This is a genomic window from Rhizobium sp. AP16, assembly GCF_000281735.1.
Taxonomy (GTDB): Bacteria; Pseudomonadota; Alphaproteobacteria; order Rhizobiales; family Rhizobiaceae; genus Rhizobium; species Rhizobium rhizogenes.
Map to the genome: position 1 here is coordinate 99,647 of NZ_AJVM01000002.1, position 24,153 is coordinate 123,799.

Annotated in this window: 19 protein-coding genes; 2 read left to right on the forward strand and 17 right to left on the reverse strand. The window is 61.0% G+C overall.

Features of this window, described 5'->3' with window-relative positions; translation table 11 throughout:
- Nucleotides 1-6: 6 nt before the first annotated feature.
- From PMI03_RS03490 to urtA, 6 genes are all read right to left on the reverse strand, one after another.
- A complete protein-coding gene (locus PMI03_RS03490) occupies nt 7-828 on the reverse strand; it encodes an urease accessory protein UreD (protein WP_007689921.1) in 822 nt (273 codons plus the stop codon).
- Nucleotides 829-993: 165 nt separating this feature from the next.
- Complete coding sequence (gene urtE / locus PMI03_RS03495; RefSeq protein WP_007689922.1) at nt 994-1,689, reverse strand: urea ABC transporter ATP-binding subunit UrtE; 696 nt, start codon at nt 1,687-1,689, stop codon at nt 994-996.
- Between the two features lies 1 nt (nt 1,690).
- Nucleotides 1,691-2,446 carry an urea ABC transporter ATP-binding protein UrtD gene (gene urtD, locus PMI03_RS03500; protein WP_007689924.1) on the reverse strand — a complete coding sequence of 252 codons (756 nt, stop codon included), beginning with the start codon at nt 2,444-2,446 and terminating at the stop codon, nt 1,691-1,693.
- A 4-nt stretch (nt 2,447-2,450) separates the two neighbouring features.
- Nucleotides 2,451-3,611, reverse strand: coding sequence for an urea ABC transporter permease subunit UrtC (urtC, locus tag PMI03_RS03505; protein ID WP_007689926.1), 1,161 nt, complete (start codon nt 3,609-3,611; stop codon nt 2,451-2,453).
- Nucleotides 3,608-5,233 carry an urea ABC transporter permease subunit UrtB gene (gene urtB / locus PMI03_RS03510; protein ID WP_007689928.1) on the reverse strand — a complete coding sequence of 542 codons (1,626 nt, stop codon included), beginning with the start codon at nt 5,231-5,233 and terminating at the stop codon, nt 3,608-3,610. The genes urtC and urtB overlap by 4 nt, the downstream gene beginning before the upstream one ends.
- Nucleotides 5,234-5,304: 71 nt before the next feature.
- A complete protein-coding gene (gene urtA / locus PMI03_RS03515) occupies nt 5,305-6,594 on the reverse strand; it encodes an urea ABC transporter substrate-binding protein (RefSeq protein ID WP_007689929.1) in 1,290 nt (429 codons plus the stop codon).
- A 229-nt stretch (nt 6,595-6,823) separates the two neighbouring features.
- Here urtA and PMI03_RS03520 point away from each other — a divergent pair, with 229 nt between their 5' ends.
- Nucleotides 6,824-10,213, forward strand: coding sequence for an ATP-binding protein (locus PMI03_RS03520; RefSeq protein ID WP_007689930.1), 3,390 nt, complete (start codon nt 6,824-6,826; stop codon nt 10,211-10,213).
- Nucleotides 10,206-11,129, forward strand: coding sequence for a response regulator transcription factor (locus tag PMI03_RS03525; protein WP_007689931.1), 924 nt, complete (start codon nt 10,206-10,208; stop codon nt 11,127-11,129). Before PMI03_RS03520 ends, PMI03_RS03525 begins: the two co-directional genes overlap by 8 nt.
- Before the next feature lie 140 nt (nt 11,130-11,269).
- On the opposite strand, the gene PMI03_RS03530 is transcribed toward PMI03_RS03525, so the two are convergent.
- The 11 genes from PMI03_RS03530 to PMI03_RS03580 form a co-directional block, all read right to left on the reverse strand.
- On the reverse strand, nt 11,270-12,391 hold the full coding sequence (locus PMI03_RS03530; RefSeq protein ID WP_007689933.1) for a branched-chain amino acid ABC transporter substrate-binding protein: 1,122 nt from the start codon (nt 12,389-12,391) through the stop codon (nt 11,270-11,272).
- A 179-nt stretch (nt 12,392-12,570) separates the two neighbouring features.
- Nucleotides 12,571-12,924, reverse strand: a complete 354-nt coding sequence (locus PMI03_RS03535; protein WP_007689936.1) for a DUF6867 family protein — start codon at nt 12,922-12,924, stop codon at nt 12,571-12,573.
- A gap of 24 nt (nt 12,925-12,948) precedes the next feature.
- Nucleotides 12,949-13,677: an ABC transporter ATP-binding protein gene (locus PMI03_RS03540; RefSeq protein ID WP_007689938.1), complete on the reverse strand. Its 729-nt coding sequence runs from the start codon at nt 13,675-13,677 to the stop codon at nt 12,949-12,951.
- Nucleotides 13,677-14,549, reverse strand: coding sequence for an ABC transporter ATP-binding protein (locus PMI03_RS03545; RefSeq protein ID WP_007689939.1), 873 nt, complete (start codon nt 14,547-14,549; stop codon nt 13,677-13,679). The genes PMI03_RS03540 and PMI03_RS03545 overlap by 1 nt, the downstream gene beginning before the upstream one ends.
- Complete coding sequence (gene livM / locus PMI03_RS03550) at nt 14,549-15,940, reverse strand: high-affinity branched-chain amino acid ABC transporter permease LivM (RefSeq protein WP_007689940.1); 1,392 nt, start codon at nt 15,938-15,940, stop codon at nt 14,549-14,551. The genes PMI03_RS03545 and livM overlap by 1 nt, the downstream gene beginning before the upstream one ends.
- A gap of 4 nt (nt 15,941-15,944) precedes the next feature.
- Nucleotides 15,945-16,847: a branched-chain amino acid ABC transporter permease gene (locus PMI03_RS03555; protein WP_007689941.1), complete on the reverse strand. Its 903-nt coding sequence runs from the start codon at nt 16,845-16,847 to the stop codon at nt 15,945-15,947.
- 306 nt (nt 16,848-17,153) lie between these two features.
- Complete coding sequence (locus PMI03_RS03560; RefSeq protein ID WP_007689942.1) at nt 17,154-19,580, reverse strand: FAD-dependent oxidoreductase; 2,427 nt, start codon at nt 19,578-19,580, stop codon at nt 17,154-17,156.
- 218 nt (nt 19,581-19,798) lie between these two features.
- The gene (locus PMI03_RS03565; RefSeq protein ID WP_007689943.1) at nt 19,799-20,353 is read right to left on the reverse strand and encodes a sarcosine oxidase subunit gamma; all 555 of its coding nucleotides are present in this window, start codon (nt 20,351-20,353) and stop codon (nt 19,799-19,801) included.
- A gap of 7 nt (nt 20,354-20,360) precedes the next feature.
- Complete coding sequence (locus tag PMI03_RS03570) at nt 20,361-23,318, reverse strand: sarcosine oxidase subunit alpha family protein (protein ID WP_007689944.1); 2,958 nt, start codon at nt 23,316-23,318, stop codon at nt 20,361-20,363.
- A complete protein-coding gene (locus PMI03_RS03575) occupies nt 23,315-23,590 on the reverse strand; it encodes a sarcosine oxidase subunit delta (RefSeq protein WP_007689945.1) in 276 nt (91 codons plus the stop codon). The genes PMI03_RS03570 and PMI03_RS03575 overlap by 4 nt, the downstream gene beginning before the upstream one ends.
- Nucleotides 23,591-23,603: 13 nt before the next feature.
- On the reverse strand, nt 23,604-24,153 hold a 550-nt coding region (locus PMI03_RS03580; protein ID WP_007689946.1), incomplete at its 5' end, for an FAD-dependent oxidoreductase.

Sequence of the window (24,153 nt, forward strand, 5' to 3'; positions counted from 1 at the left end):
CTTGAACTAGAGATTCCAGACTTTCGGCACAGGCGCTCCGTTGCGCAAGGCGGAAATGACCGGGATCAGGATTTTTCTGAGTGCGAAGCCATCGGACGCCGCCAGCCGCACCACCAGCTTGTCGCGCCATTGGCTGACACCGCCCATGTGCCCCTCGACGAGCGGGCGAACCTGGGCGAGATAAGTTTCCGCCAGCGGCCCGGCATAAAGCAAAGTCGCAAAGGCGACCTGTCCGCTCAATACGGCATGCTCGGCGGTCAAGGCCGCGACATCACCATCGAGCCGCAATTCCTCGGCATGGATCAGCCGCCCAGCGCGACGGATACGCCAGCGATCGCGGAACAACCCCTGCCTCATCGCCTCGCCCATGGCCTTTCGCCCCAACAGGATCGCCTCGACCGCCAGGAATTCGGCCGTCTCGTCGAGATCGACATCGAGCCTACGGGACAGTGAAGCGCGATCGAACAGAATGGTCTCCTGCGGCAACCAGTCAACGCGAGCGCCGGCGCCGGCCCTGATCGAGGTCACGACCTCGGCGGTGCTGGCCGATGCTTTGTAAATTTTCTCGCAGGCCTGCGTGGTCACGTCGATGCGTGTGCCTGGCCCGGCGACGACGCTCCAATCCATGCAGTCGCCGCCGGTCAAGCCGCCGGCGGTGTTGATGATGACCGCTTCCATGGAATTGTCGAACGTTGCGGGCAAGCGGATCTTCGCCGACCCCTCCTGAAAAAGCTCGGCAAGACGCGTACGCCCGTCAAGCGCCTTGGCCGCCAGATGGCCGCGTCCGCGCGCCCTCTGCGGTCTCGTGCTCGCCGCCGCCACCGTCATCCCGTTTCTCCATTTAACCCATCATGTCGTCGCAGGTCATTGAAACCCGCCAGGGAACAAACGCAAGCAATTTCTGTGCCTTATGCGATCGCCCTGAACCCTGGCCCGGAGCATCCCGGTAGCCGCCGCATTTTTCGCCAGACGATGAAAAGAACGGCAGCGGCCTCAGACCGTCAGATGCCGGCGTGCCTCGGGCGTGTCCAGCGTCTCCGCCAGCCCCTCATGAACGATCTCGCCACGGTCCATAATGTAGACGTAGTCGGCGAGCTCGCGGCAGAAATCGAGATACTGCTCGACCAGCAGGATCGCCATGCCGGTGGAATCCCGGAGATAGCGGATCGCCCGGCCGATATCCTTGATGATCGACGGCTGGATACCTTCCGTCGGCTCGTCCAGCACCAAGATCCTCGGCCGCGTCACCATCGCCCGGCCGATCGCCAGTTGCTGCTGCTGGCCGCCTGAGAGATCACCGCCACGGCGCGACAGCATGGATTTCAGCACCGGAAACAGGCTGTAGATGTCATCGGGAATATTGCGATCACGGCGAGGCACGGGCGCAAAACCGGTTTCCAGGTTTTCCTTGACCGTCAGCAACGGAAAGATCTCGCGGCCCTGCGGCACGTAACCGATGCCCTGCTTGGCGCGGGCAAACGGCGCCATGCCGTTCAGCGTCACGCCGTTGAAAGCAACTGTGCCCGCCGACAGCGCATACTGGCCGGTGACGGCGCGCAGCAGCGAACTCTTGCCGACACCGTTGCGCCCGAGCACGCAAGTGATCTTGCCCATCTCGGCCTTGATCGAGATGCCACGCAACGCCTGTGCGGCGCCATAATGCAGATTTGCGTTTTCGACTGTCAGCATCTCATCGCCCCAGATAATTCTCGATCACCTTCGGATCGCTGCTGACGAAATCGATCGATCCCTCAGCCAGCACAGACCCTTCCGCCAGGCACGTCACCTTGACGCCGAGGTCGCGGATGAAGCCCATATCGTGCTCCACCACCACCACCGACCTCGTCTTGGCGATTTCCTTCAGCAGCAACGCCGTCTCCGCCGTCTCGGCGTCCGTCATACCGGCAACGGGCTCGTCGACCAGAAGCAGCTTCGGCTCTTGTGCGAGCAGCATGCCGATCTCCAGCCATTGCTTCTGCCCGTGCGAGAGATTCGCGGCCAGTTCATCGCGGCGATGCGAAAGCCGCACGGTGTCGAGGATTTCGTGGATGCGGTCGCTATCGGCCGGTGTCAGACGATAGAACAGCGTCGAGAAAACGCCGCGCTTGCGGTTGAGTGCCAGCTCCAGATTGTCCCAGACCGTATGGCTTTCGAAGACGGTCGGCTTCTGAAATTTGCGACCGATGCCGAGTTGGGCGATATCAGCCTCATCCTTCTTGGTGAGATCGACCTGGCCGTTGAAGAACACCTCGCCCTCATCGGGCCGCGTCTTGCCGGTGATGATATCCATCATCGTCGTCTTGCCGGCACCGTTCGGGCCGATGATGGCGCGAAGCTCTCCCGGTTCTATGACGATCGACAACGAATTCAGCGCCTTGAACCCGTCGAAGGAGACGGAGACGTTGTTGAGATAGAGCATGCTATTGGGTTTGATATCCGGGATCATGCTCTTACTCCGCCGCCTGAATGGTCTTGCTGGCTTCGTCTTCCTCGGCCTTCGGCTTCGGGCTGACGGGCTTGCGGCCATTGCCGATATACTGCGCCGCCGTCCCAACGATGCCCTTGGGCAGGAACAGCGTCACCGCGACGAAGAGGCCGCCGAGCGCAAAGAGCCAGAAACTCGGGAACAGGCCAGTGAAGATGGTCTTGCCGCCATTGACGAGGATGGCGCCGATGATCGGGCCGATCAGCGTTGCCCGGCCGCCGACCGCCGTCCAGATGACCACTTCGATGGAATTGGCCGGCGCGAATTCGCCAGGATTGATGATGCCGATCTGCGGCACATAGAGCGCGCCGGCAATGCCCGCCATCATCGCCGATACCACGAAGACGAAGAGCTTCATGTGCTCGACACGGTAGCCAAGGAAGCGCGTCCGGCTCTCCGCGTCACGCACGCCGACCAGCACCTTGCCGAATTTTGAGCGCACGATCGCCGAAGACAGCATCAGCGCCAGCGCCAGGAGCAGCGCCGTGATGGCAAAGAGCGTGGCACGCGTACCATCGGCCTGGATGTTGAAGCCGAGGATGTCCTTGAAATCGGTGAGGCCGTTATTGCCGCCAAAGCCCATATCGTTGCGGAAGAAGGCAAGCAGCAGCGCATAGGTCATGGCCTGCGTGATGATGGAGAGATAGACGCCGTTGACGCGTGAGCGGAAGGCGAACCAGCCGAAGATGAAGGCAAGCAGGCCGGGTGCTGCCAGCACCATGATCATAGCGAACCAGAAATGATCGAAGCCGTACCAGAACCAGGGCAGCTCCTTCCAGTTCAGGAAGACCATGAAGTCCGGCAGGATCGGATTGCCATAGGTGCCACGCGTGCCGATCTGCCGCATCAGATACATGCCCATCGCATAGCCGCCAAGCGCGAAGAAGGCGCCATGGCCAAGCGAGAGAATGCCGCAATAGCCCCAGACCAGATCGAGCGCCAGGGCGAGCAGCGCATAGGTCAGATATTTGCCGAACAGCGACATCAGATAGGTCGGCACATGCAGCGCGCTGGTTTCCGGCAAAGCCAAGTTCGACAGCGGCACGAGAAAGGCGATCGCAATCAATATCACGATGGCGATGCTGATGCGGCGGTCGAGCGAACGGAGGATAAAGGCCGTGATCATGCTTCCACCGCCCTGCCCTTGAGGGCAAAGAGCCCGCGGGGACGTTTCTGGATAAAGAGGATGATGAGGACGAGCACGAGGATCTTGCCCAGCACCGCGCCTGCATAGGGCTCGAGGAACTTATTGAGGATGCCGAGCGAGAAGGCGCCGACCAGCGTGCCCCAGAGATTGCCGACACCGCCGAACACCACGACCATGAAGCTGTCGATGATGTAGCTCTGGCCGAGGTTCGGCGAGACATTGTCGATCTGCGAAAGCGCGACGCCCGCCATGCCGGCAATGCCCGAGCCGAGCGCAAAGGTGAAGGCATCGACCCAGGGCGTGCGAATGCCCATCGAGGAGGCCATGCGCCGGTTCTGCGTCACCGCGCGCATCTGCAGCCCGAAGGCCGAGCGCTTCAGCAGCAGCAACAGAGCGACGAAGACACCGAGCGAAAAGACGATGATCCAGAGGCGGTTCCAGGTGAACGAGAGATAGCCGATATCGAAGGAGCCGGACATCCAGGAGGGATTGCCGACTTCCTGATTGGTCGGCCCGAAGATCGAGCGCACCGCCTGCTGCAGGATCAGCGAAATACCCCAGGTGGCGAGCAGCGTTTCCAGCGGCCGGCCATAAAGAAAGCGGATAACGCCGCGCTCGATGACAAGGCCGACGGCACCCGTCACCACGAATGCAACGGGCAAGGCGATCGCCAGCGACCAATCGAAGAGTTCCGGATAGGACGTGCGAATAACGCTTTGCACCATGAAGGTGGAGTAGGCCCCGAGCATCACCATCTCGCCATGCGCCATGTTGATGATCCCCATGACCCCGAAGGTGATGGCAAGGCCGATGGCAGCCAGCAACAGCACCGAACCGAGCGACAGGCCGTACCAGACATTCTGCACCGCATCCCAGATCTGCAATTGATCCTGGATGCCGGCAATGGCGGCGGCAACATCGGGCTTCAGGCTGTCATCGACGGAAACGGAGGAAAGGATGCCGATGGCGTCACGTCCGCCCTCGGTCTTGATCGTTTCGATCGCGGCTTTCTTCTGCTCCAGCGGACGATCGGAGCTAAGGACGGCAACCGCGCGCGCCTTTTCCAGCACGCCGCGAATTTCGCCGTCCTTCTCATTCTGAAGGGCTGCCTCCAGCACTTCCAGCGAATCCGGGCTCGGCGACTTCAGCACCGATTGCGCCGCTTCCAGCCGGACGCCGCGATCCGGGCTCAACAGCGTCAAGCCGCCGAGTGCCGCGCGGACCGAGCGACGGAGATTGTTGTTGATCTTGATTTTCGTGAGGTTGCCCTTGGCTTCCTCGCCGGCCGCCTGCCCGGTGACCGGGTCGATCAGGCCCATGGCATCGCCGGAAGATTTGGCAATGAAGACCTGGTTGTCGGATTTCCTGACGTAGAGATCGCCATCCGAGAAAGCCTGCAAGGCCGGCACCACCTTGGGATCGCCGGTCTTGGCCAGGTTCTTGACGATCTCGTCGGCCTGCTGGAAGTTCGCCGGACCAAGCGCGTTGATGAGGCTATGTGCATCCTCCTCAGCGCGCAGCGCCGTGGCGGTCAGCACCAGCATCAGGCAAAAGCCGGCAACGAGCACCAAGGCTATGCGGTAAGCGAATTTGTCGATCATCGCGCTTGTCCCCTCAAGCTGTCGCGGGCAGAGAAGCCTGCCCGCGACGGTCTCACATCAGCAGGCGGAACTCAGGAACCCTTGCCGCCGCACTTGCCAGTGGCAACGTTGAAGTTGCCGCAGTTCATTGGCAGGCGCCAATCCGAGATCAGGTCCTTGCTGTCGGGCAGAAAGTCGGACCATTCGTCACCGACGACTTCCGGAGTCTGCGAAACGACGTCGAACTGACCGTTTTCCTGCACTTCACCGATCAGCACAGGCTTGGTGATGTAGTGGTTCGGCATCATGGTGGCGTAGCCGCCCGTGAGGTTCGGAACCGAGACGCCGACGAGCGCGTCGATCACCTTGTCCGGATCGGTCGTGCCGGCCTTTTCGACAGCCTTCACCCACATGTTGAAGCCGATATAGGCGGCTTCCATCGGGTCGTTGGTCACGCGCTTGTCGTTCTTGGTGTAGGCGTGCCATTCCTTGATGAAGGCGGCATTGGCAGGCGTATCGACGGACTGGAAGTAGTTCCAGGCGGCGAGATGGCCGACCAGCGGCTTGGTGTCAACGCCGGCCAACTCTTCTTCGCCGACCGAGAAGGCGACGACCGGAATGTCTTCAGCCTTGACGCCCTGGTTGCCGAGTTCCTTGTAGAAGGGAACGTTGGCGTCGCCGTTGATGGTGGAGACCACGGCAGTCTTCTTGCCGGCAGCGCCGAAAGCCTTGATCTTCGAGACTTCCGTCTGCCAGTCGGAGAAGCCGAACGGCGTGTAATTGGTGATGATGTCTTCGTCCTTGACGCCCTTGGACTTCAGATAGGCTTCAAGGATCTTGTTGGTCGTGCGCGGATAGACGTAGTCGGTGCCTTCGAGCACCCAGCGCTGTACGCCTTCGTTCTTCATCAGGTAATCGACGGCGGGGATCGCCTGCTGGTTCGGAGCAGCGCCCGTGTAGAAGACGTTGCGCTCGGACTCTTCACCTTCGAACTGGACCGGGTAGAACAGGATCGAATCCAGTTCCTTGAACACCGGCAGGACTGACTTGCGCGATACCGAGGTCCAGCAACCGAAGACGGCCGAAACCTTGTCTTTCTGGATCAGCTCGCGCGCCTTTTCGGCAAACAGCGGCCAATCGGATGCCGGGTCGACGACGACAGGCTCAAGCTTCTTGCCGAGAACGCCGCCCTTCTTGTTCTGCTCGTCGATGAGCATCAGCATGGCGTCTTTCAGCGTCGTTTCCGAAATCGCCATGGTGCCCGAAAGCGAGTGGAGAACGCCGACCTTGATGGTGTCGTCGGCAGCAAAGGCTCCATGGAATGCCGTTGTCGACATGATGGCGCCCAAAAGCGCGCCGGAGACGAGAGTCTTCAATTTCATGTTTAGTTCCCCTCTTTTTATCTGCCGCAACGGCTCGTAAACGAAGATTAACCGTTGCCTGCCCGGAATATCCGGCAGCAGCGGGGGAAACCACATACGTAATATGACGTAGATGCCGGGGCGAAATGTGCAGTCTATGCCCCTCTCATGCCCTTAAGTGCCGTATCGATCCGTGTTACGACATCTCTGGACCGCCGGAATACTGTGGCGGAACTGCTGAAGGGTTGGCATGGCAGCGCGGCAACGCATCATCCCGGTAAGACGCGAATATAACCGCTGGGTCGCGAACCAGACGCTGGAAGACTATGCCCTGCGTTTTACCGCCAAGAGCGCCCGGCAATTTTCCTCGCAGCGCATCTCGCAGACGGCGATCGGCGCCATTTCCTTCCTGGCGCTGGAAGCGATCGGCGGCGCCATCACGCTCTCCTACGGCACCACCAACGCCTTTTATGCCATCATCGTCGCCAGCATCGCCATGCTGGCAATCGGCCTGCCCATCAGCCGCTATGCCATCCGCCATGGCGTCGACATCGATCTGCTGACCCGCGGTGCAAGCTTCGGCTATATCGGCTCGACCATCACCTCGCTGATCTATGCCAGCTTCACCTTCATGCTGTTTGCGATCGAAGCCTCCATCATGTCGGGAGCGCTCGAGCTGACGCTCGGCATCCCCTTGTGGATCGGCTACATCATCAGCGCCGTCATGGTCATCCCGCTGGTCACGCACGGCGTTAGTCTGATCAGCCGGTTCCAGCTGCTGACCCAGCCATTCTGGATCGTCCTCAACATCCTGCCCTTCGTCTTCATCGCCTTTTCCGATTGGGGCAAGTTCGACCTCTGGCGCGCTTTCGCCGGCATCCACCATGCCTCGGGCGTGCCCGGAAGCGCTGCTCCCTTCAATCTCGTCGAATTCGGCGCGGCCTCCGCCGTCATCCTGGCGTTGATGTCGCAGATCGGCGAGCAGGCCGACTTCCTGCGCTTCCTGCCGCCGGAAGGCCATCGCAAGTGGCGGCATCGTCTGGTCATCTTCCTCGCCGGCCCCGGCTGGGTGATCATCGGTGCGCCGAAGCTGCTGGCCGGTTCGTTTCTCGTCGTCCTGACCTTGAGCTCGGGCGTGCCTGCCGATCGCGCCGCCGACCCAGCGCAGATGTATCTCACCGCCTTCGGCTACATGATCCCCTGGCACAATGCAGCGTTGCTGCTGATGGCCGCCTTCGTCATGATCTCGCAGTTGAAGATCAATGTGATGAACGCCTATGCGGGGTCGCTTGCCTGGTCGAATTTCTTCTCCCGGCTGACCCATAGCCATCCCGGCCGCGTCATCTGGCTGATCTTCAACGTCGCCATCGCCCTGCTCCTGATGGAGCTTGGCATCTACAAGCTGCTGGAGGAGACGCTCGGCATCTTCTCGATCATCGCCATGGCTTGGCTCTGCACGATCTCTGCCGATCTCTTCATCAACAAGCCGCTCGGCCTTGCCCCGCCCGGCATCGAGTTCAAGCGCGCCCATCTCTACGACATCAACCCGGTCGGCCTCGGTGCCATGGCGCTGTCGGCAACAATCTCGCTGATCGCCCACTTTGGCGTCTTCGGCGCGGTCGCCGCCTCGCTCGCCCCCTATATTACCCTGGTCATCGCGCTGATCGCCTCGCCCACCATCGCCTGGGCGACCAAGGGCAAGTTCTATCTCGCCCGCAAGCCTCGCCAGAGCTGGAAGAACCTCAGCACCATCACCTGCTCGATCTGCGAACATCCTTTCGAGCCGGAGGACATGGCCTGGTGCCCGGCCTATGCCGCGCCGATCTGTTCGCTCTGCTGCTCGCTCGACAGCCGCTGCCACGACATGTGCAAGCCGAAGGCGCGGCTCAACACGCAGGTCGGCACCGTTGCCAAGACATTGCTGCCAGCGACCATCGTCGCCAAGCTCGCTACCCGCCTCGGCCGCTACGGCATCGCTGTCGCCTTGGCTCTCACAGCTGTCGGCGCCATCCTCGCGATGATCGCGCATCAAGTGGGCTCTGCCTCGCCCGAGACCGCGCAAGTGGTCGACCGCACCATCCTGATCGTCTTCTTCGTCTTTGCCGTCATCGCCGGCGTCGTCTGCTGGTTCTACGTACTTGCCCATGACAGCCGCGTCGTCGCAGAGGAAGAGTCCTCGCGCCAGAACACGCTGCTGCTGAAGGAGATCGCCGCGCACAAGAAGACGGACGCCGCCTTGCAAAGCGCCAAGGAGGCGGCAGAGGCGGCCAACCGCGCCAAGAGCCGCTATGTCGTCGGCCTCAGCCACGAATTGCGCACGCCGCTCAACGCCGTCCTCGGCTATGCCCAGATCCTCGAGCGCGACGAGACCATTCCGGCGCCACGGCAATCCTCGCTGAAAGTCATCCGTCGCAGCGCCGAACACCTGTCGGGGCTGATCGACGGGCTGCTGGACATTTCCAAGATCGAGGCCGGCCGCCTGCAGGTCTATTCCAACGAAATCAACATCAAGGACTTTCTCGACCAGATCGTCGACATGTTCCGCCCGCAGGCGCAGGCCAAGGGTCTTGCCTTCGTTTACGAGCCCACCGCCGCCCTGCCCGACTATGTCCGCACCGACGAGAAGCGGCTGCGGCAGATCCTCGTCAATCTGCTCTCCAATGCGATCAAATTCACCGACACCGGTAGCGTTCGCTTCGAGGTCGGCTATCGCAGTCAAGTCGCGACTTTCACGATTGCCGATACCGGTCGGGGGATCGCCGAGAAGGACCTCACCCGCATCTACGAACCCTTCCAGCGTGGCGAAGCGGAGAGCATCCGCCCAATGCCGGGCCTCGGCCTTGGCCTCACCATCACGCAGCTGCTCACCAACACGCTCGGTGGCGAGATTGCCGTCGTCAGCGAGAAGGACAAGGGCTCGACTTTCAAGGTGCGCCTGATGCTGTCGGCGGTGCTCCGGCCGATGAAGCCGCCGGCACAGGAGCAGCGGATCGTCGGCTATGAAGGCCCGCGCCGCACCATCGTCGTCGTCGACGACAATGAGGATCATCGCGAGCTGATGCGCGAAGTGCTGTCGCCACTCGATTTCATTGTGCTGACAGCCACCGGCGGCCCGGACTGTCTGACGCTGATCGAGGGCATCAAGCCCGATCTCTTCCTCGTCGATATCTCCATGCCGGGCATGAACGGCTGGCAGCTGGTCTCGCGGCTGAGGGAAAGCGGTCAAACGGCGCCGATCCTGATGCTGTCGGCCAATATCGGCGACAGCGCCGCCGCCAAGGACAGCGACGACAGCCACAATGACGCAATCGCCAAGCCGATCGATATCCGCCAGCTGCGCGACAAGCTTGCCCTGCATCTCGGCCTGAAATGGGTCTATGCAGATGCCTCCGCACCCGTCCTGCCAAAGGCACCGCTGCCGATGAGGAGCCCGGGAATAGAGCATGTGCGCGAGTTGATACGGCTCGGCGAAATCGGCTATGTCAGAGGGATCGAGGCGAAGCTCGCGGACCTTGCCAAGCTGGATGAAAACCAACCCTTCACCGACGCCTTGCGCACCTATGTCCAGGCCTTCAACCTCGACGGCTTCCTGGATTTCCTGAGCAAATTCGACAACGAAAAGGTAGAACCGATTGGCTGAGCCCGCCCTTCCCCGCGATATAGTCTTGCTCGTGGACGACTCGCCGGAGGCACTCGGATTCTTGACCGATGCCCTGGAACAGTCAGGCTTCTCCGTGCTGATCGCCACCTCGGGATCGGCGGCGCTGAACATTGTCGAGCGCATCACGCCGGACCTGATCCTGCTCGACGCCGTCATGCCATCCATGGATGGCTTCGAGACCTGCCGGCGACTGAAGGCCAATGTCGGCGTCGCCCAGATCCCGGTCATCTTCATGACCGGGCTGACCGAAACCGAACATGTGGTGCACGCGCTGGAGTCCGGTGGGGTCGACTATCTCTCCAAGCCGATCAACGTCGATGAGCTGCGCGCCCGCATCCGTGTCCACCTGCGCAATGCCCGCTCCGCCCAGAGCGCCCGGGTGGCGCTCGATGCCGCCGGGCGGCACCTGCTGGCGGTCAAGGGCGATGGCGCGATCCATTGGTCGACACCGCAGGCAACCCGGCTGATCAACGCCGCCACCGGCAGCGACGATGGGCTAGAACTTGTCGTGAAGCACATCGCCGCCTTCATGAGCGAGCGCGCCCGGCTCGGCCCGGCGCGCGACAACCTGGTCTCGATCAGCAATGGCGGCCAGGCCGCCCTGCAATTCTCCTTCCTCGGCGCAATCGGCGCGGACGAATATCTCTTCCGCCTGACCGCCACCAACCAGCGCGCCGACGACGGCGTGCTGCGCCAGCATTTCTCGCTCACCCAGCGTGAATCCGAGGTGCTGCTCTGGATCGCCAAGGGCAAGTCGAACCGAGATATTGGTGAGATTTTGGGTCTCTCCGCCCGGACAGTGAACAAGCATCTGGAGCAGATCTATGTGAAGCTCGGCGTCGAGAACCGAGCGTCTGCCGCCGTCAAGGCGGCGCATGTGCTGCATGAGATGTAGATAAGACTGTTCACTCCTCCGCTTGCGGTGTGAAGAGACCTCCCCCCGATACGGCAGTTCGCAGCCCCGAACGAAAGAAGCCCGGCCAATGGCCGGGCTCCCCAGATCGAACGCATCGCCGGAAACCGGCGTCGCGAAGATTACTTCGAGATTTCATCGTAGGTGTATTTGCCGTCGGCACCCTTGGACCACTTGTACATGACGTAGTCCGGACGGGTGATGTCGCCCTTCGCGTTGAAGCCGAGTTCGCCGATGGCGGTCTTGAACGGACCCTTTGCCTTCAGCGCGTCGGCAACAGCCATCGGGTCGTTGGAGCCGGCAGCCTTGGCGGCGTCGGCAATGACCTGAACGGCAGAGTAGGCGTAGAGCGTGTAGCCTTCCGGCTCGTAGCCTGCGGCGCGGAACTTGGCGACGAGATCGGTGGAAGCCGGGTTCTTGCGCGGATCCGGAGCGAAGGTCATCAGCGTGCCGTCAACAGCGTCGCCGGCGATCGAAGCCAGCTCGTTCGAGACGATGCCGTCACCGGACATGAAGTGTGCCTTGACACCCTGGTCGGCCAGCTGACGCAGGATCAGGCCGGCTTCGGTGTGCAGACCGCCGTAGTAGACGAAATCGACGCCGGCATCCTTCATCTTGGCGATAAGGGCCGAGTAGTCCTTGTCGCCGGGGGTGATGCCTTCATAGAGAACTTCCTTCACGCCAGCAGCGTTGAGGTTCTTCTTGGTTTCGTCGGCAAGACCCTGGCCATAGGGGGTCTTGTCGTGAACGACAGCAACCTTGGCGCCCTTGAAGTTGTCGGCAATGTACTTGCCGGCGACTGCACCCTGCTGGTCGTCGCGACCGCAGGTACGGAAGGTGTTCCACAGGCCGCGCTCAGTAAAGGTCGGATTGGTCGAAGCAGGAGTGATCTGCAGAATGCCGTTTTCGGCGTAGACTTCCGAAGCCGGGATGGAAACACCCGAGTTGAAGTGACCGACCACGAACTTCACGCCGTCAGCGACGAACTTGTTGGCAACCGAAACGCCCTGCTTGGCGTCGGAAACGTCGTCGCCGAGTTCGAGCTTAAGCTTTTCGCCATTGATGCCGCCGGCTGCATTGATGTCGGCAACAGCCTGTTCAGCACCCTTCTGAAGCTGAGCACCAAAGGCAGCATTCGGGCCTGTCAACGGACCGCCGACGCCAAGGAGAATGTCAGCCTTCGCAACGCCGCTGAAAGCGATCATCGCCGACAGAGCCACGGCCGACATGAGATACTTCTTCATATTGTTACTCCCAATTTTTTAAGCGGGTTCCGTTTGCTTTGCCCTGCGCAATACCCACCAACCATCGCGCCGGTATATTTGTCTCTTAACGCCTGGAAAGTATGTTCCCGAAATATGTTAAGCGATTTCGCGAGCATTTCCAGCTTGGTATTCAGACTGTGCCCAGTTTCAGCGCGGTGTCAATTCTTCTTCTTCCATGAAAAGGCCGAGGTCTTTTCATAGAGCCAATAATAATTATTCACCATCTGGTCCGTACGCCGGTAACGATATCCGGCGGTGGCGAAGACGAGCAGAAGAGCCACGTCGACGATATAGTTGAGAAGGTCGAACACCGGTCCATTGAACAGCGCGTGATGCAGGAACTGCAGCGCAAGCCCGATCATGAATGTATAGATGACCGCCAGCGGATAAGAGTTCCAGTTGGACGCCACGGCGCGGCCGGCACGCCATGCGGTCCAGAAACCCAGGAGCACGATGACCGCGCGGATGATCATGCGGCCGCCGGTATCGCTATCGATGAAAAGTCCCTGCATATCAAATTCTCCGCGAAACGGGGCTCAATGGTGGCCGCCTTCGAGATAGGCCGCACGCACTTCGGGATTGGCAAGCAACTCCCTGCCCGAGCCGCTCATTGTCACCCGGCCATTGACCATGACATAGCCGCGATCGGAGAGCTTCAGCGCCGCAAAGGCGTTCTGCTCGACGAGGAAGACGGTCAGCCCCTGAGTTTTGTTCAAAACCTTGATGGCCTCGAAGATACCCTTGACGATCAACGGTGCGAGGCCCAGCGAGGGCTCATCGAGCAAAAGCAGCTTCGGGCGCGCCATCAGGGCACGACCGATCGACAGCATCTGCTGCTCGCCACCCGACAGCGTGCCGCCGCGCTGCGACTGACGCTCCTTCAGGCGCGGAAACAGGGTGAAGATCTTCTCGACATCCTCATTGAAATATTTGAGCTTGTCGAGGCTCGCGCCCATCTGCAGGTTTTCATAGACCGTCATGCGCGGAAAGATGCGCCGTCCTTCCGGTGACTGCGCAATGCGCAGCCGGGCGATCTCATGCGTCGGCATGCGGGTGATGTCCTGGCCGTCGAAGGTCACCGAACCAGCGCGGGCCTGCGGGCTGCCGCAGATCGTCATCATCAGCGTCGACTTGCCGGCACCGTTGGCGCCGATCAGGCTGACGATTTCGCCACTGTTGACTTCAACATTGACGCCGGCAAGAGCGCGGATATTGCCATAATAGGTTTCGACGCCGTCAACTTTCAGAAGCGGTTGGCCCGTCATCAGTGTTCACCCTCCTGGAGGTGCTCGACTTCGGCGATAACCTCTTCCACTTCTTCATCCTCGACGCCGAGATAGGCCGCGATCACTCTTGGATCGTTCTTGACCTGGTCCGGCGTGCCGTCGGCAATCTTTTGTCCGTATTCGAGCACGACCACATGATCGGAGATTTCCATCACCACCGACATGTCGTGCTCGATCAGGAGGATCGACGTGCCGGCATCCTTGCGGATGTTGCGCAGAAACTCGTTGAGCACCAGTGATTCGCGCGGGTTGAGACCGGCGGCCGGCTCGTCCAGGCACAGGAGTTCCGGACCGGTGCACATGGCGCGGGCGATTTCCAGGCGGCGCTGCGCGCCATAGGGAAGATCGCCGGCCGGATCATCGGCGCGATCGACGAGATCGGCCTTCTCCAGCCAGAAGCGTGCCAGCTCGATGGCATTCTTGGCCTCAACACTATACTTGCCGATACCAAGCAGGCCGAGCACCGTATAGCCGGATGCTTTCATCAGCTTGTTATGCTGCGCCACCAAAAGGTTTTCGAGCACGGTCAGGCCGGAGAACAAACGGATGTTCTGGAACGTACGCGCCACCTTGGCTTCGCGGGTGATCCGGAAATCCGGCAGCCGCTCAAGGAGATATTCCTTGCCGCTCTTCTGGTGGAGCGTGATCATCCCCATCGTCGGCTTGTAGAAGCCGGTGATGCAGTTGAACACGGTGGTCTTGCCTGCGCCATTCGGTCCGATCAGCGCGGTGATATCGCCGCGCTTGGCCTCGAAGGAGAAGTCGTTGATGGCCATCAGGCCGCCGAAGCGCATCGAAAGATGATCGACCCTTAGCAGGACGTCGTCGGGGGTTGTGGTCACAGCGTTCATCAGCCGTGGCCCTCCTTGGTAAAGCTGCCGGACACCGCTCTTCGCTCCTTGAGGAAGGCGGTCGGCTCACGAGTTCCGACAAAGCCGCGCGGTTTCACCAGCATGACGACCACCATGGCGAGGCCGAAAATCAGCATGCGGTAGAGTTCCGGCGTAAAATCGGCACCGAAGATAATCTTGAGGAAGCCCATGCTGCGCAATAGTTCGGTACCGCCGATCATGGCGATCGCGGCAATGGCGATGCCCTTTAGCGAACCCATGCCGCCGAGAACGACGATGGCAAGGATGACCGCCGATTCAAGGAACACGAAGGACTCCGGCGAAACGAAGCCTTGGCGGGCAGCGAAGAAGGAGCCGGCAAAGCCGCCGAACATAGCGCCGGTGGAAAAGGCCGTCAGCTTGGTCGTCACGGTGTTGATGCCGAGCGAGCGGCAGGCGATCTCGTCTTCACGCAACGCTTCCCAGGCACGACCGATCGGCATGCGGCGCAGCCGGATCGTCACATAGGCGGTCAACGCGCAGAGCGCCAGGATGACGTAGAACAGGAAGATCTTGTACCAGGCCGACGACGTCGACAGGCCAAAGGTCCTGATGACGTTGTGCGGATCCTTCATATCGAAGGTGTAGAGGCCGAACAGCGATGCCTTGGTGATGTTGGAGATACCGAAGCTGCCCTTGGTGACATCAGTCCAGTTGGTGAGCACGATACGGATGATTTCGCCGAAAGCCAGCGTCACGATCGCCAGATAGTCACCGCGCAGGCGCAGCACCGGAAAGCCGAGGACCATGCCCCAAAGGGCGGCGAAAATGCCGGACAACGGCAACAGGATCCAGAAGGACAGGCCGAAATGCGTCGACAGCAACGCGTAGGAATAGGCGCCGACGGCATAGAAGGCGACATAGCCAAGGTCGAGCAGACCGGCAAGGCCGACGACAATGTTCAGGCCCCAGGCGAGCATCACATAGATCAGGATCTGGATGCCGAAATTGTCGACATAGGTCAGCGATCCCTGCGGGCCGAAGAGCGCCAGCGCCAGCATCGGATAGACGAGCAGGAAGGCCAAGGCCATCTTGTTGAAGTTCTTCGAGACGAAGCCTGGCTCGGCCACGACCGGCGGCGCCTTCGCCTTGGTTGCCTTCCGTGCTGCCAGTTGAGGCTGGATGAAGACCGTAACCAAGAAGCGACCGACCGTCGCAATGGCGACGATGGATGCCAGAAGGCCCCAGCGCTGAACGATAACCAACTGGTTGTCGATGTTCTGATCGGTCTTCAGGCCGATATAGAGCACGAACATGCCGAAGGTGATGAGCGCCGTCCAGAGGGCGTCGGTAAGCCCTTTCCGGACAAGGCCGGGCGCGGTCTTGCCTGCAACGAAATTTGAATTTGCCATGGCGTTATACCTTCTCGACTTCCGGCCGTCCGAGGATACCGGTCGGCTTGAAGATCAGCACGTAGGCGAGGATGGCATAGGTCGCGACATCCTTATACGCGATGGCGAAATTGCCCGACCAGAACGATTCGATGAAGCCGATCATCAGGCCGCCGAGAACGGCGCCCGGCAGCGAGCCGATGCCGCCGAGAACGGCCGCAGTGAACGCCTTGACACCGGGGGTGAACCCGTCGGTGAAATTGGCGACACCATAATACATCAGGTACATAGTGCCTGCGACAGCGGCGAGTGCCGCGCCCATGATGAAAGTGACGGAAATGGTCCGGTCGACATTGATGCCGAGCAACGCCGCCATCTTGCGGTCCTGCTCCGTGGCGCGCTGGGCGCGGCCAAGTGCTGTCTTGTTAACCAGGTACCAGAAGGCCGCGAGCAGGACGACCGTGATGACGAAGATGATGATCTGCTTCAGCGACAGCGATACACCGTCGAAATTATACACATCGCCCACCAGCGTCGGGATCGGCTTGTTGCGCGGGCCCTGAGCGACCTGGATGAAGTTCGACAGCACGATCGACATGCCGATTGCAGTAATCAGCGGTGCCAGGCGGAACGAACCGCGCAATGGCCTGTAAGCGATGCGCTCGATCACCCAGTTCCACAGGCTCGTCATCAACATGGCGACGATGAGCATGACCAGAAGCAAGACCGCCACCGGCAGACCGGCGAAGAACGATACAAGAACCAGATAAGTGATGAGAGCGGCGAAGCCACCGAGCATGAAAACGTCGCCATGGGCAAAGTTGATCATGCCAACGATGCCGTAAACCATGGTATAGCCAATGGCGATCAGGCCATAAATAGACCCGAGAGTCAGCCCGTTTAGGAGCTGCTGGATAAAATAATCCATATGTCATTTCCCCTGGATGCGGAGTCTATGGACCGCATCTCTTATTGATTGAGGTTCCTTTCGAGAGGGCCCTTGGGCGCGATTCCATACTGCTTTCGAAGGAAATGTGAAGCCAAAAAGGCAGGAAATTGACAAATTCTTTTCAAATGACTGTGCAATGGCGCAAATCGAACCAGAAATGGTAGAAAAACGGCATGTTCCAGCTCAAAAAACAGCCAAGACAGCATAATAGATGGTTTAGGCCGAAAATATCTCTTCGGGAACAGGCTCTCCAGCGAGCCCGTTCCATTCGCTAGAGGCTGATGTTCAGGAGCGCATGCGCGCACCGTGGGGATCGAACAGCGGCAGTGGCTGCAGAGTTGCCGGCACCATGTCGCCGAGCAGCTCGATCGACCATCCCTGCGTTTCGTCGGCAATCTCCTTGGGCACATAGCCGATGGCGACCGAAACGCCCGAGGCGTGCGCGTAGCCACCAGATGTTACCCAGCCGCAAACGGCGCCATCATGATAGATCGGCTCATCGCCGATGACATCGGCATCCTTCGCAGCCAGAATGAAGGTGCGCAGCCGCATCGTTCCACCCTCGGCCTTCTCCCTAGCGGCCGCTGCCTTGCCGATGAAGTCCGCCTCCTTGGAAAGCGCCACGAATCGCCCGAGCTCTGCCTCCAGAGGCCCATAAAGCGGACGATATTCGCGCGCCCAGCTGCCGTAGGATTTGTCGAGGCGCAGCGCGTTCAGGGCTCTCAAACCAAAGAGCTTGATGCCGAATTCGGTGCCCGCCTCCATCAGCAGGTCGAAGAGATAACGCTGATGCTCCGGCTTCATCCAGATCTCGTAGCCGAGATCGCCGGTATAGGAGACACGGCCGACAATAGCGGGCGCCATGCCGAGATCCATGCGCCGGATGGACATGAAGGGGAAAGCGGCTGAGGAGACATCCTGATGCGTCAGCTTTTCCAGGAGCTTGCGCGCATTCGGTCCGGCGATGGAGAGGCCGAGCAGCGACAGGCCGAGCGCCTTCAGCTCCACCGAGCCATCCTTCGGCAGCAGGCTTTCGAACCAGCGCATGTGATAGGCCTCCGCGATGCCGGAACCGATGACGAGGAAATCACCCTCACCCATTTTTGCGAGCGTGAAGTCGCCGATCAGCTTGCCGTCATGTTTCAGCATCGGCGCAAGCGTCATACGGCCGATAGCCGGAATGCGGCAGGCAAGCAGCCGGTCGAGAAAGGCTTCCGCACCCGATCCCTTGACCGAATATTTGGCAAAACCGGAGGTCTCCATCAGCCCGACGCTGTCGCGGACCGCCTTGGCTTCCGCACCGACGACATCGAAATCGTTGGAACGCCGCCAGGAGAATTGGTCGACCTCACCCTCGGGCGCGAACCACAGCGCCTGCTCCAGCCCATAATATGCCCCGAAAACACCGCCCGCCGCCTTGAGCTTGTCATAGATCGGCGTCGTCAGCAGCGGCCGCGCCGCCGGCAACTCCTCGTTGGGATAGCGGATGGAGAAGCGGCGAGTATAATTCTCGCGCACCTTGGCGTTGGTGTAGGCTAGCGTCGCGTAGTCGCCGTAGCGCGAGACATCCATGGCGAAAACATCAAAGCCCGGGTCGCCATGGATCATCCAGTTAGCGAGCGCCAACCCGACGCCGCCGCCCTGGCTGAAGCCGGCCATGACGGCGCAGGCTGACCAGTAATTCCTCAAGCCCCTCACCGGACCGACCAGCGGATTACCATCAGGCGAGAAGGTGAAAGGGCCGTTGATGATTTTCTTGATGCCGGCATTATTGAAGGCAGGGAAATGTCGGAAGCCAACTTCCAGTTCCGGCGTGATACGCTCGATATCCTCGGCCAAAAGCTCATGGCCGAAATCCCAAGGGGTGGTCACCGGCGACCATGGGCGACAGGCCTTTTCATAGGTGCCCATCAGCATGCCCTGCCGCTCCTGGCGCAGATAGATCTCACCATCGAAGTCGACGCAGTGCATCAGCTCCTTGCCGGTGGATTTGTTGAAGTCCATCACCTCGGGCATATCCTCGGTGATCAGATACATGTGCTCCATGGCAAGCACCGGCAGTTCCAGCCCGACCATGCGGCCGACCTCGCGCGCCCAGAGGCCACCGGCATTGACGACATGCTCGGCGATGATCTCGCCCTGATTGGTGATAACCCGCCAGGAGCCGTCTTCGCGCTGTACCAGCTCTTCCACCTTGGTATGCAGATAGATGTCGGCGCCGTTTTTCTTGGCAGAGCGGGCATAGGCATGCGTGGTGCCGTAAGGGTCGAGATGACCCTCGACGGGATCGTAGAGAGCGCCGACGAACTGGTCGGGGTCGAGAAGCGGCATCATCTCGTGCGCTTCCTTCGGCGTCAGCAATGTCGCCTCCAGACCGTTGTAACGTCCCTTGGCGAGGATCGACTTCAGCCAGTCGAAACGCTGCGGCGTCGCAGCCAGCATAAGGCCCGAGGTCATGTGCAGGCCGATATCCTGGCCGGAATACTCCTGGATTTCTTTATAGAGCTCGACCGTATATTTCTGCAGCTTGGCGACATTCGGGTCGCCGTTGATCGTGTGCATGCCGCCGGCCGCATGCCAGGTTGAGCCCGATGTCAGCTCGGATCGCTCAAGCAGGACGACATCCGTCCAGCCGAATTTCGTCAGGTGATAAAGCACCGAACATCCGACGACACCGCCACCGATGACGACGACCCTGGCATGGCTTTTCATCTGGAAATCCCCTGTTTTCGGCTCGAAGCCGCAAGGAGTTTTCCCCTGTGACCGGCCATATTTGCAGGGCAGCCTAGAGACTATCCAAGAGGCCAAATAGCCCGAACTGCGAAACCGATATGTCTGTTTGCGCCATCGCGATTGTTCGGATCGCGCCATTCGCTTTCGGGCTTATGGACCCGTCGGAAAACCGCGTCACACCGCTCAGGATTGCAGTCTCAATCGGCGAAGCCGGCCGTCAACGCAAACTCGCGCCCCATCTCCATCACCTCCTCGAAAACACTGCCGGCATAGGAGCGCGGCGCGATGATTTCGAAACGGTCGGGGCCGGTGCGGGCGAGATTGGCACTGACATGGCAGCACAACATGCTGGCCGACTGACCCTCGGCGAAGACCTGCGGATGCAGATCGACCGCCACGCATTTCGCCAGGATGCGGCGAACGCTCGGCCCGGAAAGGCGCAACACCACGCGACCGTCGCTCTGCTCGAAAAAGGAAGCACGGGCCGCATCCAGCATGGCGAGGTCCCGCGCCAGGCTCTCCGCCGCGAGCGTCTCGGACACCGCCAGCCACTCGCCAGGCCCGACATGGCGCACGGAAATATCCGGCATCGCCTTCAGCGCCGCCAGCGTCCAGCCCTCCTGCCCAGCATGGCCAAGGACGGAGAAGATGACCGGGCGACGGACGACGGCGAGATGGTTCGGATTGGGCTCGGCCTCGAAACCGGAGATATGATCTTCCAGAACGTGCCTGTTTTGATATGCGGCGCTCATCAGACTCTCACCCTAAAAGCTTCTTGTTGTCGGGATCGACGAAGACCGGATTGCAGACCTCGGCAACAACCTCCTCGCCGCGTAATCCGTCCCAGACGATCACATGTTCGCCGATCCGCTCGCGACCCGATTTCAGAAAGGCGAGCGCGATGAAATGATTTAGAACCGGCGAGAAGCAGGCCGAGGAGACATGCCCCTGATCATTCGCGGTCGACGGCTTGGCGCCCTCCCTCAGGAGGTGCGCGCCAGCCCGGATTTCCTTGCTGGCCTCAAGCGGCTTCAACCCGACGAACTGGCCACGATCGGCGGCGGTCAGGCCGAAGCGGGTCGAGAGACGCTTGCCGATGAAATCCGGCTTCTGCGTCGACATCATCCGGCCGAGACCGACATCGTCGGGCGTGGTGCGGCCATCGAGTTCGTTGTGAGTGACATGGCCCTTCTCGATGCGCAGCACATTCAGCGCCTCGACGCCGTAGGCGCAGATACCATGCGCCTTGCCCGCCTCCATGACCGCGTCCGCCACTGCCTCGCCGTAACCGGCGGGAACGGCGAGCTCATAAGCCAGTTCACCGGAGAAGGAGATGCGGAACAACCGCGCCTTCAATCCGCCCTTCAGCATCACCTCCGAAGCGGCGAGAAACGGGAAGAACGCATCGGAAATATCGTCCTCGACGATCTGTTCCAGAACCAGCCGCGCCTTCGGCCCGGCAATCGCCATCTGCGCCCATTGATCCGACGAGGAAACGAAACGCACGTCGAGTTGCGGCCAGAGGTTCTGGGAGCAGAACTCCATATGCGTCATCACCTCACCGGCCATTGCGGTCGTGGTGGTCAGGAAGAAGTGATTCGGCGACAGATGGCTCGTCGTGCCGTCGTCGAACACGATGCCGTCTTCGCGAAGCATCAGTCCGTAACGCGCCTTGCCGATCGGCAGCTTCAGGAAGGCATTGGAATAGAGCCGATTGAGAAATTCGGCGGCATCCTTGCCGAAGATTTCGATCTTCCCGAGTGTCGAGACATCGCAGAGGCCGACATTGCTGCGGACATTCAGCACCTCCCGGTCGACGCTGTCGCGCCAGGTCTTTTCGCCGGCGCGCGCAAACCACGAGGAGCGGTACCACAGGCCGGATTCGACAAAGACAGCGCCGTTCTTCTTCGCCCAGCCATGCAGCGGCGATTCCCGCACCGGATGCGCATGCTTGCCGCGCGACGTGCCCGCCAGGGCACCGAAGGAGACAGGCGTGTAGAAAGGCCTGAATGTCGTCGTTCCCACAGCGGCCGGGCTGACCCCACGCATGCCGGCGATGATCCCGGCGGCGTTGACATTGCCGAGCTTGCCCTGATCCGTCGCCATGCCGCTGGTCGTGTAGCGCTTGGCGTGCTCGGCATGGCCGAAGCCTTCGCGCAGCGCCAGACCCAGATCCTTGGTGTGCACGTCATTCTGGAAATCGACGAAGGCCTTGTCCTTGGCGCCCGGCATATGCCAGGTTGCCGCAAAGGACGGATCGTAATCGCCCTCGACCTCCGGCATCTCGGCCGCATGCGCCTTGCGGCCAAGGCTTTCGATCACCCGCCGCGCCTTTGCAGCGCCGTCGGCAAGGCAGCCCGAAACGCCGTCGATACCTGCCGCCGAACCGGCAATCTCCAGCTCGCCACCGACCGTCGGCGCCAAGAAGGCCTGCTTCTCTTCCGACCACACCGGCTTTGCGCCGCGCTGGCAGGCAAGATGGATGATCGGCGACCAGCCGCCGGAGATGGCCAGCGCATCGCAGGCGATCAGCTCGTCCAGGCCACCGCGATCGGCGATGATGCCGCTGATGCGATATTTGCCCTTCGTCGCCTGCACGGTGCCGCCATGGATGACCCGAACGCCCTGCGGCGCTGCATCCGACGCATCACTGCGCGTATCGATAATGGCCGATATCTCGACACCTTCGGCGGCCAGATCCTGCGCCGTGCGATAGCCGGAGCCGCCATTGGTGAACACCGCCACCTTCTGGCCGGCCACAACACCATAGCGATTGAGATAGCTGCGCATCGCGCCCGCTATCATCACGCCTGGCTTGTCATTACCACCGAACACCAAGGGCCGTTCTTCCGCGCCGGTCGCAAGGATGGCACGCTTGGCCGCGATGCGCCAAAGACGCTCCACCGGCAGGTCGGGCGACGGCATTGCCACATGCTTCTGCACTTTTTCGACCGCGCCGAAGACATTGTCGTCGTACCAGCCAACCACCGTGGTGCGCGGCATTAAGGTGACATTCTCGAAGCTTTGAAGCTCCTCGAGCGCGGTATGCAAGAAGGCAGCGGCGGAAACGCCGCCGATCGACAGCCGTTCGGATAGCAGCGATCCGCCCAGACGAAATCCCTCATCGGCAACGACGACACGCAGACCGGCACGCGCCGCAGTCATCGCCGCCATCAACCCGGCCGGGCCGGAGCCGATCACCAGCAGGTCGCAATGCGCCCAGGCTTTCTCGTAACGATCCGGATCGAGCTCCATCACCGCCTTGCCGAGACCGGCGGCGCGGCGGATCAGCGGCTCATAGACCTTCTCCCAGAAGGCTGCCGGCCACATGAAGGTCTTGTAGTAGAAGCCGGCGCCGAGGAAGGGCGACAGCAGCCCATTGATCGAGGCGACATCATATTTCAGCGACGGCCAGCGATTCTGGCTGACGGCCGTCATGCCCTGATAGAGTTCGGCAACGGTCGCCCGCGTGTTCGGTTCAGTACGCCCATCCTTACCGATCGTCACCAGCGCGTTCGGTTCGGCCGAGCCCGCTGTCAGAATGCCGCGCGGCCGATGATATTTGAAACTGCGACCGACGAGCAGCTGGTCGTTGGCAAGAAGGGCGGCGGCGAGCGTATCGCCCTCCAAACCCTTCATATCCTTGCCGTCGAACTTGAACGAAAGCGGCCGGCTGCGATTGACGAGGCCGCCAGCGGCGAGACGATAGGCGGTCATTGCGCCGCCTCCCGCGCCTTGTCGGCCGCATCGGTGACGGAGAAAACCTCGTGGGTGACATTGCTGCGCTCGACGATCAGCCAGCGGCGGCAACCAGCCGCATGGTGCCAATCCTCGAGAATGCGCCCACGCTCATTGTCGCGAATATAGACATAGCGATGCCAGTCCTCATCCGGCGCGGACGGTGCCGGACGGACGACCGAGGCACCGCGAATGGTGAACTCCTCTTTCGGGCGCGCGCCGCAATGCGGGCAGTTGATCAAGCTTGCCATTGGTTTCGTGCCCTCAATGCAGATTCGGCTGCGGACCCTTGCCGCTTTCGTCGATCACAAAACCGCGCTCGAAGCGATCGAGACGCATGAAGCGGCTGACCTCGTGGCTCTCGCCCTTGGCGATCAGGTGCGCAAAGCAGAAACCAGAGGCCGGCGTCGCTTTGAAGCCGCCATAGTTCCAGCCGCAGTTCAGATAGAGATTGTCGATATGGGTGCGGTCGATGATCGGGGAGCCGTCCATGCTCATATCCATCACCCCGCCCCAAGTGCGCAGCACGCGAACGCGCGACAGGCCGGGGATCAGCGACACTCCCTCCTCCATCGTGTGCTCGACGGTGGCCAGATTGCCGCGCTGGGCATAGGAGCTGTAGTAATCGATATCGGCGCCGAAGACCAAACCGCCCTTGTCCGACTGCGATATATAGAAATGTCCGGCGCTATAGGTGATGACGTGGTCGATCACCGGCTTCAGCCCTTCCGAGACAAAAGCCTGCAGCACATGGGTTTCGATCGGCAGCTCCAGATCCGCCATTTGGCCGAGGATCGAGGTGTGGCCGGCCGCC

Bases quoted from the DNA above. Each gene is read 5' to 3' on its own strand.
- PMI03_RS03490 (WP_007689921.1), bottom strand. From the start codon at position 828: ATGACGGTGGCGGCGGCGAGCACGAGACCGCAGAGGGCGCGCGGACGC.
- urtE (WP_007689922.1), bottom strand. From the start codon at position 1,689: ATGCTGACAGTCGAAAACGCAAATCTGCATTATGGCGCCGCACAGGCG.
- urtD (WP_007689924.1), bottom strand. From the start codon at position 2,446: ATGATCCCGGATATCAAACCCAATAGCATGCTCTATCTCAACAACGTC.
- urtC (WP_007689926.1), bottom strand. From the start codon at position 3,611: ATGATCACGGCCTTTATCCTCCGTTCGCTCGACCGCCGCATCAGCATC.
- urtB (WP_007689928.1), bottom strand. From the start codon at position 5,233: ATGATCGACAAATTCGCTTACCGCATAGCCTTGGTGCTCGTTGCCGGC.
- urtA (WP_007689929.1), bottom strand. From the start codon at position 6,594: ATGAAATTGAAGACTCTCGTCTCCGGCGCGCTTTTGGGCGCCATCATG.
- PMI03_RS03520 (WP_007689930.1), top strand. From the start codon at position 6,824: ATGGCAGCGCGGCAACGCATCATCCCGGTAAGACGCGAATATAACCGC.
- PMI03_RS03530 (WP_007689933.1), bottom strand. From the start codon at position 12,391: ATGAAGAAGTATCTCATGTCGGCCGTGGCTCTGTCGGCGATGATCGCT.
- PMI03_RS03535 (WP_007689936.1), bottom strand. From the start codon at position 12,924: ATGCAGGGACTTTTCATCGATAGCGATACCGGCGGCCGCATGATCATC.
- PMI03_RS03540 (WP_007689938.1), bottom strand. From the start codon at position 13,677: ATGACGGGCCAACCGCTTCTGAAAGTTGACGGCGTCGAAACCTATTAT.
- PMI03_RS03545 (WP_007689939.1), bottom strand. From the start codon at position 14,549: ATGAACGCTGTGACCACAACCCCCGACGACGTCCTGCTAAGGGTCGAT.
- livM (WP_007689940.1), bottom strand. From the start codon at position 15,940: ATGGCAAATTCAAATTTCGTTGCAGGCAAGACCGCGCCCGGCCTTGTC.
- PMI03_RS03555 (WP_007689941.1), bottom strand. From the start codon at position 16,847: ATGGATTATTTTATCCAGCAGCTCCTAAACGGGCTGACTCTCGGGTCT.
- PMI03_RS03560 (WP_007689942.1), bottom strand. From the start codon at position 19,580: ATGAAAAGCCATGCCAGGGTCGTCGTCATCGGTGGCGGTGTCGTCGGA.
- PMI03_RS03565 (WP_007689943.1), bottom strand. From the start codon at position 20,353: ATGAGCGCCGCATATCAAAACAGGCACGTTCTGGAAGATCATATCTCC.
- PMI03_RS03570 (WP_007689944.1), bottom strand. From the start codon at position 23,318: ATGACCGCCTATCGTCTCGCCGCTGGCGGCCTCGTCAATCGCAGCCGG.
- PMI03_RS03575 (WP_007689945.1), bottom strand. From the start codon at position 23,590: ATGGCAAGCTTGATCAACTGCCCGCATTGCGGCGCGCGCCCGAAAGAG.